The organism is Georgenia halophila (genome assembly GCF_039541595.1).
The window spans coordinates 221,930-238,093 of the sequence record NZ_BAABGN010000009.1 but is presented as its reverse complement, the minus strand read 5'-3'; the positions used below and the strand labels follow the sequence as shown (position 1 = coordinate 238,093).

The window sequence follows — 16,164 nt, the reverse complement described above, 5'->3', positions numbered from 1 at the left end:
TCTCCAGGGCCTCACCGGTGGCGAACAACGGCCCGTTGAGCATCATCGCGGTCCGCACGAGCGTGGCAGCGCCCTGGCGGGTGAGGCCCAGACACATCGCGACCTCGGTCGCGGCCCGCGGCATCGTGGAGCGCCGCACACCAGTGCCGGGGCGTCCGGTACGGGTCGCGTCGGCATCGGGCAGGCCGTACAGGTCACCCAGGCGCTGCTCCAGCCGGGCCGCGGCCTGGCCCTGCTTGGCTTGGGCGTAGGAGACGACCCGTCCCCAGGCCACGACCGCGTCGACCGCGTCGCCCTCATCCAGGGTGTTCAGATCCAGACGCTCGAGCAGGACCGCCAGCTCCACCCCCGTGACCGACGCCGCAGCCGCGACCACCTCCGCAGCCGACCCACCAGCGCAACCACCGGCACCGTCGGCGTCGGTGGCGTCGGTGGCGTCGGTGGCGTCGGTGGGGACCGGGCCCGCGGCAGCATCGACGATATCCGCGGGACCGCCGGCATCGGCGGCATCGGCGACACTGCCGGCATCGGCGGCATCGGCGGCATTGGCGACACTGCCGGCATCGGGGGCGTCGGTGACATCGGCAGCATCGGGAGATGCGTTCTCACCTGGCCCGGACCCCGCCCCGGCCTCGCGGCCCACGTGCCGCGCGAGCCGATACGCGGTCCGCCACCCCTCGCCTCGCCGGGCATCGACCGACCTGACGAAGCCCTCGAGAACGACGTGCGGGTCACCAGCATCACCGGCCGGTGCGGCGACGATCCTGACCGCCCGGAACATCAGCTGCTCCAGCACACTCCACCCACCCGGACGGACCACACCCGCCGCGGGCCGCTCGCCAGGACCCCCACGCCCCGACTCCGATGCTTCGAACATACGTACAACACTAGACGAGCCCACCCACATCGCGCCGGACGGTGACCAGACCTGTGGATAACCAGTTCTGCTGTGGCAGGAAGCAGGTCAAGCCGCGAGGGCGGCGACGGCACACCTCGGCCGAGGTTCGCCGTCGTCCGTGGACCACGGCCAGCAGGCGGCAGAGCATCGAGCGGCTGGCCTGACCCGGATCGCAGCCGAGCTATGACGCTCCTGGTCACCACTTCCAAGCTCGACACGAGAAGCGGACGCACCAGATCAGGGCCACAACGTGAGCGAACCACACTTCGGACGCATTTGATCGGCCATGATGCGTGGTCATGATCATCGACAAGGCTGAAGTCATCGTCACGAGCCCGGACCGGAACTTCGTGACCCTCAAGCTCACGACGGACGACGGGCACACCGGTCTCGGCGACGCCACGTTGAACGGCCGTGAGCTCGCCGTCGTGAGCTACCTCGAAGACCACGTCGTCCCGCTGCTGCTCGGTCGTGACGCGCACCGGATCGAGGACACGTGGCAGTTTCTGTACCGCAGCGCCTACTGGCGCCGCGGCCCGGTGACCATGGCCGCGATCGCGGCCGTCGACATGGCGTTGTGGGACATCAAGGGCAAGGCCGCGGGGATGCCCGTGTACCAGCTTCTCGGCGGTGCCTCGCGCGAAGGGCTGCTCGCCTACGGCCACGCATCCGGCAAGAGCACCGAGGAGCTGTTCGACAGCATCCGCGCGCACCAGGAGCAGGGATACCGCGCCATCCGGGTCCAGACCGGCGTCCCCGGCCTGAAGTCGATCTACGGCATCGCGTCGAACGCGACCTACGAGGGCATGGAGGGCGTGCGCTACGACCACGAGCCGGCGCAGCGTGGTGACCTGCCGAACGAGGAGGACTGGGACACCCGCAGCTACCTGCGTCACGTGCCGACGGTCTTCGAGGCGGTGCGCAACGAGTTCGGTCCGGAGCTCCCGCTGCTGCACGACGCGCACCACCGGCTCACCCCGATCCAGGCGGCGAAGCTGGGTCAGTCTCTCGAGCCCTACGACCTGTTCTGGCTGGAGGACGTCACGCCTGCCGAGAACCAGGAGGCGCTGCGTCTGGTCCGTCAGCGCACCACGACGCCGTTGGCGATCGGCGAGATCTTCAACACCATCTGGGACTACCAGCAGATCGTGCGCGAGCAGCTGATCGACTACGTCCGCAGCGCGGTCACCCACACGGGCGGCATCACCCACCTGAAGAAGGTCCTCGACTACGCCTCGCAGTACCAGATCAAGTCGGGCATGCACGGCCCGACGGACGTCTCGCCGGTCGGCATGGCCGCCGCGATGCACCTGGGTCTGGCGATCCACAACTTCGGCATCCAGGAGTACATGCAGCACGGCACGAAGACGGACCAGGTCTTCCAGCAGTCCTTCACCTGGCAGGACGGGTTCCTGCACCCTGGTGACAAGCCGGGACTGGGTGTCGACCTGGACGTCGACGAGGCGGGCAAGTACCCGTACGTCCGCGCTTACCTCCCGTACAACCGACTCGCCGACGGCACCGTGCACGACTGGTGACGTGACGTCCGCGATGCGTGGCCGGCGCCGACGGTCCCGCGACGGCACCGTCGTCGGCGGCCGGTCGCGAACGCACAGGACCGGCCGCCGGCGTGCGCCTGAACGCACGGCTCACCGACCCGCCGGCGCACCGATCGGACGTGCAGCACCTGCCCGAGGCGCCGCCACGCACATCACCGCGCCACCACCGGCGCACAGCCACGCGACCAGAGCCCAGCTGCCGCTCGCCTCGTGGACCCAGCCGAGCAGCACCGGCCCGGCCGCGGCGAGCGCGTACCCGGCGGTCTGGACCATGGCGGAGAGGTCGCGCCCGTAGTCGGCGTCGACGGGTCGCATGGCGATCAGCGTCAGGCCCAGCCCGATCCCGGCGCCCTGGGTGAACCCGCCGACGACGACCCAGATCGGCCACAGCTCCGGCGCCAGCGCCAGCCCGGCGAAGAACAGCGACCACAGTGCACCGAAGGCGATGCCGGCCCGCACCCCGCCGCGCAGCAGTCGCATCACCGCCGGTACTGCCAGCGTCCCGGTGATGCCCATCAGGTGGAAGATCGACAGCGCCGTCCCGGCGAGCTCCTCACCGGTACTGGCCTCCTGCGCGAGCTGGGTCGGCAGCCACGTGCTCGCGCTGTAGAACAGGGTGGCCTGCATCCCGAAGAACAACGCCAGCCACCAGGCGTCGACCTGCCGCCACACAGCCCCGCGGGGAACGCCGGCCGCCGGCACGATCACCGGTCCGCCGCGGGCGGCCCGCAGCCGCATCAGCCACACCGCCAGGGCGATCACGATCGGCACGGCCAGGAACGTCATCGCGCCCCGCCACCCGATCTCGTCCGCCACGGGCACGGCCGCTGCCGCGGTCAGCCCCTGGCCCGCTCCGTACGCGCTCGTCGAGATTGCCATCACCATCGGCGCCCGGGTGCCGGCGTCGCGGCGCACGATCACCGGGACGACGACGTTCCCCACCGTGACCGCCACGCCCACCAGCGCGGTGCCGGCCAGCAGGACCAGGCCGGACCCCCAGGGTCGGAACACGGTCGCGACCGCGAGCAGGCCGAGGCCCATGAGCAGCGCGCCGTCGGGACCCAGCCGCCGCGCCAGCGGCGCCACGAGCGGCGAGACGAGCGCGAAGCACAGTAGCGGCAGCGACGTCAGCAACCCGGCCGTCGTCGGCGCGAGACCGAGATCGGCGGACAGCGCCGGGATGAGCGGCGCGATGCCGACGATCGGTGCCCGCAGGTTCAGCCCGACCAGCACGACCGCGACGATGAGCGCGCCGAGGCCGGCGCTCCGCGCGGTCAACGGCTGGCGGCGAGGTCGTCGCTGATCGCGGCCGCGGCCTCGAGGAGGTGGGGGAGGATCTCCGCCGCCATCGTCGTCACGGAGCCGCGGCGGGCGGCGGTCGAGACGTTGACGGCGGCGGCGACGACGCCCCGGCCGTCCCGCACCGGCGCCGCCATCGACCGCAGCCCTTCCTCGAGCTCCTCGTCCACGACCGACCAGCCCTGACCGCGCACCCGGTCCAGCTCGGCCAGGAGGTGGGAGCGTTCGGTGATGGTGTAGCGGGTCAGTGGCTCCAGCTCGGCCAGATGCTCGTTCAAGTCCGACGGCGGAAGACCGGCCAGCAGCACTCGTCCCATGGACGTCGCGTACGCGGGCAGCCGTGTCCCGACCCCCAGGTCCACGCTCATGATGCGCCGCGCCGCCACGCGGGCGACGTAGGTGATGTCCGTGCCGTCCAGGACCGACAGGGACGCCGACTCCCCGACGACGGCGGCGAGCCGCTCGAGGTGCGGCCGGGCGATCTCCGGCAATCCCAGGGCCGAGAGGTACGCGAAGCCCAGCTCGAGCACGCGCGGGCGCAGGGTGAACAGCCGGCCGTCGGCGTCGACGTAGCCGATGTCGACGAGCGTGTGCAGGAACCGGCGGGCGGCCGCACGGGTCAGGCCCGTGCGCCGGGCCACGTCGCTCAGCGTCAACCGAGGGTGGTCGGCGTCGAACGCCCGGATCACCGCGAGACCACGGTCCAGCGACTGCACGTAGCCCGCCGAACGGCCGGATCCGCCCCCTTCGGCAGCCGGCCCTTCAGCCGCCGATCCCATGGTAGCCGGCCCCTCGGCCGCCGCGTCCTCGGTCGCCGTGCTGCTCAGCTCTGTCATGACTGCCCCCTCATCCGACGTACGCCTCGGCCAGCGCCGTCGAGTGCGCCCGCGAGCTGACGACGCTACGCAGCTGTGCCGTCTGCACCCGACGGTCGAACGCGGTGCCCTCGAACCGGTGCAGCATGGTCGTCATCCACCACGAGAAATACTCGGCGCGCCACACGTCCTGCAACGCGCGTTCGGAATACGTCCGCAGGTCCGACTCGTCTCCGTCGGTCAGCTGCTTCGCCATTGCCGGGGCGAGGAGGGCGACGTCCCGGATGGCGAGATTCATCCCCTTGGCACCCGTCGGCGGCACGATGTGCGCGGCGTCGCCGGCGAGGAAGAGGCGGCCACGCTGCATCGGCTCAGCCACGAAGCTGTGCAGCGGCGCCAGCGAACGTTCGAAGATCTCACCGCGCGTGGGCGACCACGGCTCACCGCCGAGGCTGAAGCGCACGGACAGCTCCTCCCAGATGCGGTCGTCCGGCCAGTCCTCGAGCCGGTCCGACGACGGCACCTGCAGGTACAACCGGGTCATCTCGGTCGAGCGCATCGAGTACAGCGCGAATCCCCGCTCGTGGCTGGCGTAGACGAGCTCGTCCACGCGCGGTGACGCGTGAGCGAGGATACCCAGCCACGCGAACGGGTACTCCTTCTCCAGCGCGCTCATGGCCGGCCCCATCGCGGTCCGGCCGGAGCCGTGCGCACCGTCGCAGCCGACGACGAAATCCGCGACCACGCGATGCTCCTCACCGTCGAGGGTGTACGTCACAGACGGCTCTGCGGTATCGACGTCGTGGATCCGGGCCGGTCCGCACGCGAAGCGGACGTCTCCGCCGTCGGCCAACCGCTGCTCGGTGAGGTCGTGCACCACCTTCTGCTGCCCGTAGACGGTGATGTGTCGGCCGGTCAGGTCGGACATGGGGATGCGGTGGCCCTCGCCGTCGAACCGCAGCTCGATGCCGCCGTGCGGCAGGCCCTCGCGGTCCAGACGGTCCCCGACGCCCGCCTCGCGCAGGATGTCCGCGGTGCCGTGCTCGACGACGCCGGCACGCACCCTGGCCTGAACGTACTCGCGGTCGCGCGCCTCCACGACGACGGACTCGACGCCGGCCCGGTGCAGCAGGTGCGAGAGCAGCAGTCCCGCCGGCCCAGCGCCCAGGATGACGACCCTGGTCCGCTCGGTGCTCGTGGCGAGACCACTGCTCGTTGCCTTCTCGCTGCCAGCCATCATTCCTGGCCTGCTCCGTCCGCGTCGTGTTCGCCCCGGCCACCCCGCTTGGCCTCCTGGACGAGCTCGTAGACATGGGTGCGCAGGCGGGCGAACTCGGCATCGCCGCGGGTGGTGAGCTGGTCGCGCTCGTCGGGCAGGCCGACGGCGACGTCCTCCATGATCACGGTCGGACGGGCGGACAGGACCAGGACCCGTTGGCCGAGGTAGACCGACTCGTCGATGTCGTGGGTGACGAACAGCAGCGTGAGGCCGAGTCGCTTCCACAGGTCTCGCACAAGGTCTTCCAGGTCCGCCCTCGTCTGCGCGTCGACGGCCGCGAACGGCTCGTCCATGAGCAGGATGTGCGGCTCGTAGGCCACCGCCCGGGCGATGGCGACGCGCTGCTGCATGCCGCCGGACAGCTGCCACGGGTAGGAGTTCGGCACGTCGTCGAGCCCGACGGCCTCGATTGCGGCACGCACCTTCGGTCCGCGCTCGGCCTTGCTGAGTCCCTTCTCCTTCAAGGGCAGCTCGACGTTCTGCTCCACCGTCAGCCACGGGAACAGCGACCGGGCGTACTCCTGGAACACCATGGCCATGCCCTTGGGCGGTTCGGTCACCTGCTGGCCCTCGAGGGTGACCGTTCCTGCGCTGGGCGGGAGCAGTCCGGACAGGCAGCGCAGCAGCGTCGTCTTGCCGGCACCGGAGGGGCCGACGATGCAGACCATCTCCCCGGCACGCACGGTGAACGTGAGGTCGCGGATGGCCTCGGTGTCGCCCTGCGGGGAGTGGTACGTCTTGTTCAGGCGCGCCACCTGAAGCATCTCGGTGCCGGGCGCCGGGCGGCCCGCCTCCGACGTCGTCGCGAACTCCGTGGTCATCAGTTGCCTCCTCGTTGGGACTGCCGCAGTCCGGTGTACCAGGCGAGCACGGGACGTTCGACGGCCCGGAAGACGATCGAGAGCAGCACGCCGACGAGACCGAGCAGAAGGATGCCGGTCCACATCTCGGGGATGGCGAACGAGCGCTGGAACTGGACGATGGTGAAGCCGAGGCCGTTGTTCGCGGCGAACATCTCCGAGATCACCATGAGGATGATCCCGACCGACAGCGCCTGCCGGGCGCCGGTCATGATCTGCGGGGACGCGCCCCTCAGGATGAGAGTGCGCAAGACGGTGATCCGGCGCAGCCGGTAGATCGCGGAGGTGTCGCGCAGGACCTCGTCGACGGCGCGGACGCCCTCGATGGTGTTGAGCAGGATGGGCCACAGGCAGCCCGTGGCGATGACGACGATCTTCATCGTGGTGAAGATCCCGAGGAACAGCATGAGGATCGGGATCAGCACCGGCGGCGGGATCGCCCGGAAGAACTCCAGCGGCGGTTCGCAGAACGCCCGCAGTCGCGGCGACATGCCGATGGCGACGCCCAGGCCGATTCCGACGACGAGGGCCGCGGCGTAGCCGACGAGCAGTCGGACCACCGAGGGCAGGACGTCCGAGACCAGCCGGCCCTCGAGCCACGTGGACGGGAACGCCTCGAGAATCGTCTGCAGCGGTGGGGCGAAGAAGGACTCGCTGTCGGCGGAGAGGAACCACCATGCGGCGATCAGGACCGACGGAAGACCGAGCACCATCACGATCCGGCGCAGCAGCGAGCCTCCGCGGGACCGGCGGACGGCACCGACCGTCGTGCTCGCGCTCATGACGCGGTCTCCCTTCTCACGGACGGGTGCCAGCGCAGGATGCGACGCTCCAGGGCGCGGGCGGCCAGGTTGACCGCCACCCCGAGCAGGCCGGTGACGAGGACCAGCGCATACATCGAGGCGACGGCGCCGGAGGACTGCGCGACGGAGAGCAGCCGCCCGATCCCCGGGGTGCCGATGATCAGCTCACCGGTCACCGTCAGGATCAGCGCCACCGTCGCCGCGAGGCGGAAGCCCGTGACGATATACGGCAGGGCCGTGGGCCAGATGAGCGTCCGCGCCTGGGTCCAGGCCGAGAACCGGTACGACCTCGCGGTGTCGCGGGCCACCGGGTCCACGTCCTGCACGCCGTACAGCACCTGGACGATGACCTGCCAGAACGAGGCATAGACCACCAGCAGCAGGGTCGCCTCCCGGCCGGTGCCGTACAGCAGCACGGCCAGCGGGATCAGCGCCACCGACGGTATCGGACGCAGGAACTCGATGGTCGACGCCGTCGCCTCCCGCAGCACGTCGACGGACCCGATGACGATACCCAGGACGATGCCCGCCACCATCGCGATCGTCAGGCCGATCGCCCACGTCACGAGGGTGTCACTCAGCGCCACCCAGAACTCCGACGTCCCGAGCCGCTCGACGAGGGCCCCGAGCATCTCGCTGAAGGGCGGCAGGAACCGCGCGTCGACCACTCCGGTGCGCGGCAACAGCTCGACGAGCAGCACGAGGGTCGCCACGCCGGCGAGACCGAGGACGGCGCGCTCGCCACCGGCACCGCCGCCGATCCGTCGCCGCGGGGCCGGCGCCGGCGGAGCGTCGGCCATCCCGGCCGTCGCCGCCGGCGCCCTCACGGCAGGATCCCTTGCACGTCGACCTCCTCCTCGACGAGTCCGTACTTCAGCGCCAGGTCGGCCAGCATCTGGACAGACTCCGCGTTGATCTCGGGCGGGTACTGGGGCATCGTCATCGTCTCGGTGACGGCCGGGTCGATCTCCGTGTACGTGGACAGCGCCGCGCGCGCGGCGTCGGGATTCTCCTGCGCGTAGGTGAGCGACTCCTTCATCGCCGCGGTGAACGCCTCGACGACCTCGGGGTTCTGCTCGGCGTACTGCCCGGACGTGAAGTACGAGGCGACCATCATGTCGGGGTCGACCTCGGCGAAGTTGTGCGTGACGACCTCGGCGCCCTCGCCCTTCGAGATGGTGAAGAACGGCTCCAGGACCCAGATGGCGTCGACCTGTCCGCCGGAGAGGGCGGCCGGCATGTCGGGGAAACCCATCTCGACGAACTCGACGGCGTCCGGGTCCCCGCCGTCCTGCGCGACGACCTCGCTGATGGTGACGTCACCGATGTTGTTGAGCGTGTTCACCGCCACCGTCTTGCCCTCGAGGTCGGCGGGCGTCTCGATACCGGAGTCGGGGAGCGTGAGCACGCCGCCGATGTCGGCGTCCGGGTCGCCGCTCGTGGAGTTGCCGGAGGCGACGATCTGTAGGTCCAGGCCCTGCTGGGACGCCAGCAGCAGCGAGACGACGTTCGAGAACCCGAACTGGTACTCACCACTGACCACGGCCGGGATGACGGCGGCACCGCCCTGGGCGAGCTGGAGGGTCACGTCGAGGCCGTGCTCCTCGAAGATGCCCTCCTCGACGCCCATGTGGAGGGGCGCGGTGTCCACGATGGGCAGGGAGCCGACCGTGATCGGGATCAGCTCGTCCCCGCCCTGAGCGGTTCCCTCGCCGCCGCCCGCGTCGGGTCCGGCGTCGCCGGATCCGCCGCCGCACGCGGCGACGAGGGCCAGCGAGGTCAGGACTGCCGCGACTCCTGCGCGTCGTCGCATCGGAACTCCTTCGTTCGTGTGCCGCCGTGAGCCACGGCGGCAGGGCCGGGAGGAAGACTTGCTGCTGTCGGGGTCCTCGTCGCGACGGTGGAGACGGAGGTCGAGCGCCTCGGTACCGGCGGACCGGAATCCCCCTGGTTGCCGGCGCAAGAGTCCTGAACAAGCGTGCGCATAGAGAACGTATTGGACCGCCGATGTGACGTCAAGCACCCCGCGGGCCCGCTTGACGCACGTCCTGGCGCGGGCCATTCTCGTCCGAGAACGGGTGTACCCCCTGCGAACCAGCGAGGCGCCCTCCTGCGAGGATCGATGGTGACCGGCCGCGTCTTCACGGGTCTGAGGCGGGCGTGCTGCGGCACGAGGACGTGACGGAGGAGCGATGAGCGGACTGGACGACATCTTCGTGCCGGGAGCGAGCACGCGCGGCGGCGTGATGCTGCCGCACTACCCGGTACCCGAAGGGGTCCATCCACCACTGGACAGCCCGGGCTACCGGTCGACCGCGTTGCGTCACCCCGACGAAGCGCTCGTGGCGCTGCCCCAACGGCTCAACGAGGTGACCGGTCCGGCGCTGGGTGAGGACGTCATCCGAGAGGACGACAACGACCTGACCAAGAACCACGGCGGGACCGGGGAGCCGCAGGGTCAGCGCGTCATCGTCCACGGGCGTGTGCTCGAGGAGGACGGGCGCCCAGTCCCGAACACCCTCGTCGAGGTCTGGCAGGCGAACGCCGCCGGCCGGTACGCCCACCAGTGGGACACCTGGCCCGCTCCGCTAGACCCGAACTTCACCGGTGTCGGCCGCATGATGACCGACGACGACGGGCGCTACCGGTTCACCACCATCAGGCCCGGCGCGTACCCGTGGCGCAACCACCCCAACGCATGGCGCCCGGCGCACATCCACTTCTCGCTGTTCGGCCGCGCCTTCACCCAGCGGCTCGTGACGCAGATGTACTTCCCGGACGACCCGCTGTTCTTCCAGGACCCGATCTACAACTCTGTGCCCGACGAGAACGCCCGGCGACGCATGGTCTCCCGGTTCGACTACGAGCAGACCCAGGACCACTGGGCGCTGGCCTTCGAGTTCGACATCGTGCTGCGCGGGCCCGATGCCAGCATCTTCGAGGACGACGAGGCGGACGACGACGATGAGTGAGCGGACGAGCGAGCCCACGACCCGCCTCGGTGTGACCCCCTCGCAGACGGTCGGCCCCTTCCTGAAGATCGGCCTCGAGTGGGGCGAGAAGGGCCGCCTGGCCGTCCCGGAGGGAACCCCCGGCGCCTTCTGGATCACCGGGCAGATCCTGGACGGCGAGGGCGAGCCCATGCCGGACGCGCTCGTCGAGATCTGGCAGGCCGACCCCGACGGACGCTTCGACCACCCGGACGACCCGCGCGGCGCCCGGCCCAGCAGCATCCCGGGCTTCACCGGTTTCGCCCGCTCGACCACGTGGAACGACACGACCAGCTATGCCGTCCACACGGTGCGGCCCGGGGCGCTGCCCGCGGACGTCGACGACGGCCCGGTCGAGGCCCCGCACATCGACGTCAGCGTCCTGGCCCGCGGGATGCTCAACCGTGTCGTCACGCGGATCTACTTCCCGGACGAGCCGCTGAACGATACCGACCCCGTCCTCAGCTCGGTGCCGGCCGAACGTCGCCAGACGCTGATCGCACGGCGGGACACGGGCGAGAGCTCCAGCGGTTACCGGTTCGACGTCAAGCTCCAGGGGGCGGGGGAGACCGTCTTCTTCGAGGTCTGAGCCATGACGCTGCTGGGGGCCGTCGCGGGCGTGGCCGAGGTGGACGAGCTGCTCGACGATCCGGCGCTCGTGCAGTCGATGGTCACGGCCGAGATCGCGCTGCTGCGGGCCTGCGAGCGGGCCGACCTCGTCCCGGCGGGCACCGCCGACGCCGCCGCCGCGGCCGTGACCGGCCACCGCTTCGACCCCGCCGCGCTCGGCGCGGCGGCGACCTCCGCGGGCAATCCCGTCGTGCCGCTCGTCAAAGAGCTGCTGACGCTCGTGCCCGACGACGCACGTGCCTGGCTGCACCACGGCGCCACGAGCCAGGACATCCTGGACACCGCGCTGATGCTGCGCGCCGCCGTCGTCGTCGACGTCGAGCTGAGCTTCCTGGCAGCGGCCAGGGACGCCGCCGCGGCGCTCGCGGACCGGCACCGCGCCACCCGCCAGGTGGGCCGCACCCTCGGCCAGCACGCCGTGCCCACCACCTTCGGGGTGACGGCCGCCGGCTGGGCCGTCGGCCTGGACGCCGCCCGCCGTGAGCTGGAGGCCGTGCGGTCCTCGCTCGCCGTCCAGCTCGGCGGCGCCGCCGGCACCCTGGGCGTCTACGGACCGGCAGGGCCTGCCGTCGTCACCGCCTTCGCCGAGGAGCTCGGTCTCGCCGCACCCGCGCTGCCCTGGCACACCGACCGCTCCCGCATCCGGTCGCTGGCCTCCGCCCTCGGTGGCGCGGTGATGGCGGCCGGCAAGGTCGCCACCGACGTCGTGGCCCTGTCCGCGAGCGAGGTGGGCGAGGTCGCCGAGGGCGGCGGCGCCGGCCATGGCGGCTCCTCCGCGATGCCGCACAAGCGCAACCCGGTCACGAGCGTCCTCGTCAGGGGAGCGGCCGTGCGGGCGCCCGGGCTCGTGTCGACGCTGCACGCCGCCGGCCTGCAGGAGCACCAGCGCGCCACCGGCAGCTGGCACGCCGAGTGGCAGCCGCTGCTGGAGCTGCTCTCGCTCGCCGGTGGCGCGGCGACGCGGATCTCCGACGTCCTCGCCGGCCTCGAGGTGGACGCCGATCGCATGGCCGAGACCCTCGCCGCCGCCCGGCCGGCCGTCATGGCCGAGCACCTGACGGCAGCCCTGAAGCCACGCCTCGGGCGCGACGAGGCGCAACGCGTCGTCGGTGCCGCCATGACGGCCGGGGACGACGCCGCCGTCGTCGCCGCGGTGCTGGACAGCGTCGCAGCGGATGCCGCTGGGACCGGCGCCGGTCTGGGCGCGGCCGAGCTGCACCAGGCGCTCGACCCGGGTGCCACGCTCACCGCGTGCGGAGCCATCGTCGACTCGGCCCTCCAGTCGGTCACGCACCCGGACGTCGCCCGCTGAGACGTCTGCCACGTCGCGACCTCGCGTCCGACGCGGAGCGCTATCATCTGCGGGTAGCAAGCACGTGCTCCGGGGTCGGTGAGAGTCCGAACCGGCGGTGACAGTCCGCGAGCCGGCGCCTTCGGGTGACGGTTGACCTGGTGGAACTCCGGGACCGACGGTGAAAGTCCGGATGGGAGGAAGCACGAGGCACGCCCAGCGTGCCGCTGCGGGCGCCGCGGTGCACCAGGCACCCAGGCCCCGTCGTCCCCGGTCCACGTGTCGGACCGGAAGGACAGGACTTGAGCACCACAGCCAGGCGACGGCGGATCGCGCCCCCGCTGCTGCTGGGCGCCGTCGTCCTCGTCGTCTGGGAGGTCGCCTGCCGCTCCGGGCTGGTGGACACCTTCTTCCTCCCGGCCCCGTCGCAGGTCTTCGTCCGCCTGGGAGAGGATCTCGGGGCGGGTCTCCTCGCCTACACCGTCCCCACGCTCGTCGAGGCCGGTCTCGGCTGCCTCGTCGGCGCGGCCGTCGCACTGCCGCTCGGCTACCTCGCCTTCCGCAGCCCGAGGGCCGCCGCCGCGCTCGACCCCTACGTCGCCGCCTCGCAGGCGGTGCCGGCCGTGGCGCTCGCGCCGTTGCTGATGCTGTGGATCGGCTACGGCCTGGTGCCGATCGTGGTGCTCTGCGCCCTCCTGGTGTTCTTCCCGATCCTCCTGACCACCATCCTCGGCCTGCGCTCGCTCGACCCCGACGTTCTCGACGCCGCCAAGCTCGACGGCGCGGGCGGGTGGGACATGCTGCGCCACGTCGAGGCACCGCTGGCGCTGCCCGCCGTCCTCACCGGACTGCGCAACGGCTTCACCCTGTCCGTGACCGGCGCCGTCGTCGGCGAGTTCGTCATGGGCGGCCGCGGGCTCGGGATGCTCGTGGCCGCCCGCGCCGACTCCGCCGACACCACCGGCCTCTTCGTCGCGCTCGCCGTCCTGTGCGCGCTCGCCATGTCCGTCTACGGCCTGCTCGGCACGCTCGAGCAGCGTCTGCACACCTGATGGAGAACCCGTGAACCTTCGTCACGCCGCCGTCGCGGCGACCGCTGCCGCCGCCCTCGGGCTCGCCGCCTGCTCCGCTCCCGAGGGCGATCAGGAGGGTGACGGCCCGACGGCGCAGTCCGGCGGGTCCGAAACCCCCACCGAGCTGACCATCGGCCTGACCTACACGCCGAACGTCCAGTTCGCGCCGTTCTACGTCGCCGCGGAGCAGGGCTACTACGCCGACGCCGGCCTAGACGTCACCCTGCGCCACCACGGCAGCAGCGAGGGCCTGTTCACCGCCGTGGAGTCCGGCCGCGAGGACGTCGTCGTGGCCGGTGGCGACGAGATGCTCCAGGCTCGCAGCTCCGGCATCCCGCTGCTCGACGTCGCGACGCTCTACCAGGAGTACCCGGTGGCCGCGATCGTCCCCGCCGACAGCGACATCGAGACCGCCGGCGACCTGCGGGGCAACACCGTCGGCATCCCCGGGCCGTACGGCGAGACGTACTTCGGCCTTCTCGCGCTTCTCGCCGACGCCGGGCTGACCGAGGACGACGTCACCGTCGAGCACATCGGCTACACGCAGCAGGCGGCGCTGACCGCCGGTCACGTCGACGCCGTCATGGGTTTCGTCAACAACGACGCCGTCCGGTTCGAGGCGGCCGACCTGCCGGTGCGCACCATCCCGGTCACGGACGGCGAGACTCCGCTCGTGGGCATCGGCCTCGGCGTGCTCGACTCCACGGCGGAGCAGGACCCGGAGGCCGTGGCCGCCATGGTCGAGGCCACGCTCCGCGGCGTCCAGGACGTCATCGACGACCCCGACCGGGCCGTCGAGCTGAGCGCCGAGCACGTCCCGGACCTGAACCGGCCCGACCAGCGTGCCGCCGCGCTCGCCACGATCGAGGCCACCGTCCCGCTGTACGGCGACGACGGCGAGTTGGGCACCCAGGACGCCGAGACCTGGGCGGCGATGGCCGACCTCATGGCCGACCACGGGCTTCTGACCCAGCCGGTCCCGGCGGGCCAGGCCTGGACGGACGAGTACCTGCCGTCGGGCGTCACGCCGAGCGATTAGGCTGGCCCGCGTGAAGTCGTTCGAGGGGCTCTTCTCCGAGCTCCAGCACAAGGCCACCACCCGGCCCGAGGGATCGGGGACCGTCGCGGAGCTCGACGCCGGGATCCACACCATCGGCAAGAAGGTGGTCGAGGAGGCCGCCGAGGTCTGGATGGCCGCCGAGCACGAGTCCGACGAGGCCGCCGCCGAGGAGATCTCCCAGCTGCTGTACCACCTGCAGGTGATGATGATCGCCCGCGGGCTCAGCCTCCAGGACGTCTACCGCCACCTCTGACCCACCGCCCCGGACCGCCCGACCAACCAGTTCCGCAGGAGCCCCCGTGCTGCGTATCGCCGTGCCCAACAAGGGTTCGCTGTCCCAACCCGCCACCGACATGCTCGCCGAGGCGGGCTACCGGCAACGCCGCGGACGCGAGCTCGTCCTCCCCGACCCGGACAACGACGTCGAGTTCTTCTTCCTCCGGCCCCGGGACATCGCCGTGTACGTCGGGTCCGGCACCGTCGACGTCGGCATCACCGGCCGGGACCTGCTGCTCGATTCGGGCGTGGAGGCGGTGGAGCACCGGCCGCTCGGGTTCGCGCGCTCGACGTTCCGGTTCGCGGCGCCGTCCGGCGAGGTCAGCTCCGTGGAGGACATCGCGGGCAAGCGGGTCGCCACGAGCTATGACGTGCTCGTGGCCGGTTATCTGCGCGAGCGGGGCATCGAGGCGCACGTGGTCCACCTCGACGGCGCCGTCGAGTCCTCGGTGCGCCTCGGCATCGCCGACGTCGTCGCGGACGTGGTCGAGACGGGCAGCACACTGCGCTCCGCGGGCCTGGAGACCTTCGGGGAGCCGATCCTCGAGTCGGAGGCGGTCCTCATCCGCTCCACCACCGCGGACACGAACAACGGCCTGACCGTCCTGGACCGGCGCCTGCAGGGCGTGCTGGTCGCCCGCGGGTACGTGCTCGTCGACTACGACGTCCCGGCCGACAAGCTCGAGGACGCCGTGCGGGTCACCCCCGGCTTCGAGTCGCCCACGGTCTCCCCGCTGCACAACGGCGAGTCGTACGCCGTGCGCTCCATGGTCCGCACGGAGGCCACGAACCGGGTGATGGACGAGCTGTACGAGGTCGGCGCGCGGGCGATCCTCGTCACCTCCATCCACGCGTGCCGGATCTGATCGGTGGCGTCGTCCACCGACGGTGACCTGCACGCGTCCTTCCGGCCGAGGTCGGCGCGCGCGGTCGCCCTGGCCCTCGGGGCGCTCACGGTCGCCGGGGGGCTGGCGCTCGTCATCGGCCTCCCGCGGACGGCGAACAGCGGGTTCGGCGTCGGCGACCAGGTCGCCACCCTCACCCTCGCCGCCGGGATCTGCTGGTTCCTGTACCGGCAGGGAGCAGTCGCGGCCCACCCGCACCACCGGGGCCTGGTCGTGCGCAACCTCATCAGCACGCGAGAGGTCGAGTGGGCACAGATCGTTGCGGTGAACTTCGGGTCCGGTGACCCGTGGGTCCACCTCGACCTCTCCGACGGCGACACCCTGGCCGTCATGGCCGTCCAGCGCGCCGACGGCGAGCGCGGGCAGCACGAGGCCCGCCGCCTAGCGACCCTGGTCGCGCTGCACGAGCCCCGCGAGAGGTAGCGC

Annotated in this window: 16 protein-coding genes, 1 pseudogene and 1 riboswitch; of the genes and pseudogenes, 9 read left to right on the top strand and 8 right to left on the bottom strand. The window is 71.5% G+C overall.

The features are described from left to right. A pseudogene (locus tag ABD907_RS11505) lies at positions 1 to 877 on the bottom strand (hypothetical protein); the annotation flags it as partial. Between the two features lie 320 nt (positions 878 to 1,197). Between ABD907_RS11505 and manD the strand changes: the two are divergent. Next, positions 1,198 to 2,436 carry a D-mannonate dehydratase ManD gene (manD, locus tag ABD907_RS11500; RefSeq protein ID WP_345216391.1) on the top strand — a complete coding sequence of 413 codons (1,239 nt, stop codon included), beginning with the start codon at positions 1,198 to 1,200 and terminating at the stop codon, positions 2,434 to 2,436. A 111-nt stretch (positions 2,437 to 2,547) separates the two neighbouring features. On the opposite strand, the gene ABD907_RS11495 is transcribed toward manD, so the two are convergent. The 7 genes from ABD907_RS11495 to ABD907_RS11465 all read right to left on the bottom strand — a co-directional run bounded on the left by ABD907_RS11495 (position 2,548) and on the right by ABD907_RS11465 (position 9,326). Beyond that, positions 2,548 to 3,735 carry an MFS transporter gene (locus ABD907_RS11495; RefSeq protein ID WP_345216390.1) on the bottom strand — a complete coding sequence of 396 codons (1,188 nt, stop codon included), beginning with the start codon at positions 3,733 to 3,735 and terminating at the stop codon, positions 2,548 to 2,550. Then, positions 3,732 to 4,535: an IclR family transcriptional regulator domain-containing protein gene (locus ABD907_RS11490; protein ID WP_345216403.1), complete on the bottom strand. Its 804-nt coding sequence runs from the start codon at positions 4,533 to 4,535 to the stop codon at positions 3,732 to 3,734. The genes ABD907_RS11495 and ABD907_RS11490 overlap by 4 nt, the downstream gene beginning before the upstream one ends. A 67-nt stretch (positions 4,536 to 4,602) precedes the next feature. Next, a complete protein-coding gene (locus ABD907_RS11485; RefSeq protein ID WP_345216389.1) occupies positions 4,603 to 5,811 on the bottom strand; it encodes a 4-hydroxybenzoate 3-monooxygenase in 1,209 nt (402 codons plus the stop codon). Beyond that, positions 5,808 to 6,671 (bottom strand): ABC transporter ATP-binding protein, encoded by an 864-nt coding sequence (locus ABD907_RS11480; RefSeq protein ID WP_425555753.1) that lies wholly within the window; start codon positions 6,669 to 6,671, stop codon positions 5,808 to 5,810. The genes ABD907_RS11485 and ABD907_RS11480 overlap by 4 nt, the downstream gene beginning before the upstream one ends. Further along, positions 6,671 to 7,492: an ABC transporter permease gene (locus ABD907_RS11475; protein WP_345216388.1), complete on the bottom strand. Its 822-nt coding sequence runs from the start codon at positions 7,490 to 7,492 to the stop codon at positions 6,671 to 6,673. The genes ABD907_RS11480 and ABD907_RS11475 overlap by 1 nt, the downstream gene beginning before the upstream one ends. Next, positions 7,489 to 8,313, bottom strand: a complete 825-nt coding sequence (locus ABD907_RS11470; protein WP_486334082.1) for an ABC transporter permease — start codon at positions 8,311 to 8,313, stop codon at positions 7,489 to 7,491. The genes ABD907_RS11475 and ABD907_RS11470 overlap by 4 nt, the downstream gene beginning before the upstream one ends. Before the next feature lie 23 nt (positions 8,314 to 8,336). Next, on the bottom strand, positions 8,337 to 9,326 hold the full coding sequence (locus ABD907_RS11465) for an ABC transporter substrate-binding protein (RefSeq protein ID WP_345216386.1): 990 nt from the start codon (positions 9,324 to 9,326) through the stop codon (positions 8,337 to 8,339). 379 nt (positions 9,327 to 9,705) lie between these two features. On the opposite strand from ABD907_RS11465, the gene pcaH reads away from it, so the two are divergent. The 8 genes from pcaH to ABD907_RS11425 all read left to right on the top strand — a co-directional run bounded on the left by pcaH (position 9,706) and on the right by ABD907_RS11425 (position 16,161). Continuing rightward, positions 9,706 to 10,485 carry a protocatechuate 3,4-dioxygenase subunit beta gene (gene pcaH / locus ABD907_RS11460; protein WP_345216385.1) on the top strand — a complete coding sequence of 260 codons (780 nt, stop codon included), beginning with the start codon at positions 9,706 to 9,708 and terminating at the stop codon, positions 10,483 to 10,485. Further along, positions 10,478 to 11,092, top strand: a complete 615-nt coding sequence (pcaG, locus tag ABD907_RS11455; RefSeq protein ID WP_345216384.1) for a protocatechuate 3,4-dioxygenase subunit alpha — start codon at positions 10,478 to 10,480, stop codon at positions 11,090 to 11,092. The genes pcaH and pcaG overlap by 8 nt, the downstream gene beginning before the upstream one ends. 3 nt (positions 11,093 to 11,095) lie before the next feature. After that, positions 11,096 to 12,445, top strand: coding sequence for a lyase family protein (locus tag ABD907_RS11450; protein ID WP_345216383.1), 1,350 nt, complete (start codon positions 11,096 to 11,098; stop codon positions 12,443 to 12,445). Between the two features lie 61 nt (positions 12,446 to 12,506). Next, positions 12,507 to 12,634: riboswitch (FMN riboswitch) on the top strand. Between the two features lie 92 nt (positions 12,635 to 12,726). Then, on the top strand, positions 12,727 to 13,476 hold the full coding sequence (locus tag ABD907_RS11445) for an ABC transporter permease (RefSeq protein WP_345216382.1): 750 nt from the start codon (positions 12,727 to 12,729) through the stop codon (positions 13,474 to 13,476). A gap of 10 nt (positions 13,477 to 13,486) precedes the next feature. Beyond that, positions 13,487 to 14,536 carry an ABC transporter substrate-binding protein gene (locus ABD907_RS11440; protein WP_345216381.1) on the top strand — a complete coding sequence of 350 codons (1,050 nt, stop codon included), beginning with the start codon at positions 13,487 to 13,489 and terminating at the stop codon, positions 14,534 to 14,536. Positions 14,537 to 14,546: 10 nt separating this feature from the next. After that, positions 14,547 to 14,810, top strand: coding sequence for a phosphoribosyl-ATP diphosphatase (locus ABD907_RS11435; protein ID WP_345216380.1), 264 nt, complete (start codon positions 14,547 to 14,549; stop codon positions 14,808 to 14,810). A 46-nt stretch (positions 14,811 to 14,856) separates the two neighbouring features. Continuing rightward, positions 14,857 to 15,699, top strand: coding sequence for an ATP phosphoribosyltransferase (hisG, locus tag ABD907_RS11430; RefSeq protein WP_345216379.1), 843 nt, complete (start codon positions 14,857 to 14,859; stop codon positions 15,697 to 15,699). Positions 15,700 to 15,702: 3 nt separating this feature from the next. Then, on the top strand, positions 15,703 to 16,161 hold the full coding sequence (locus tag ABD907_RS11425; RefSeq protein ID WP_345216378.1) for a PH domain-containing protein: 459 nt from the start codon (positions 15,703 to 15,705) through the stop codon (positions 16,159 to 16,161). Positions 16,162 to 16,164: the final 3 nt, after the last annotated feature.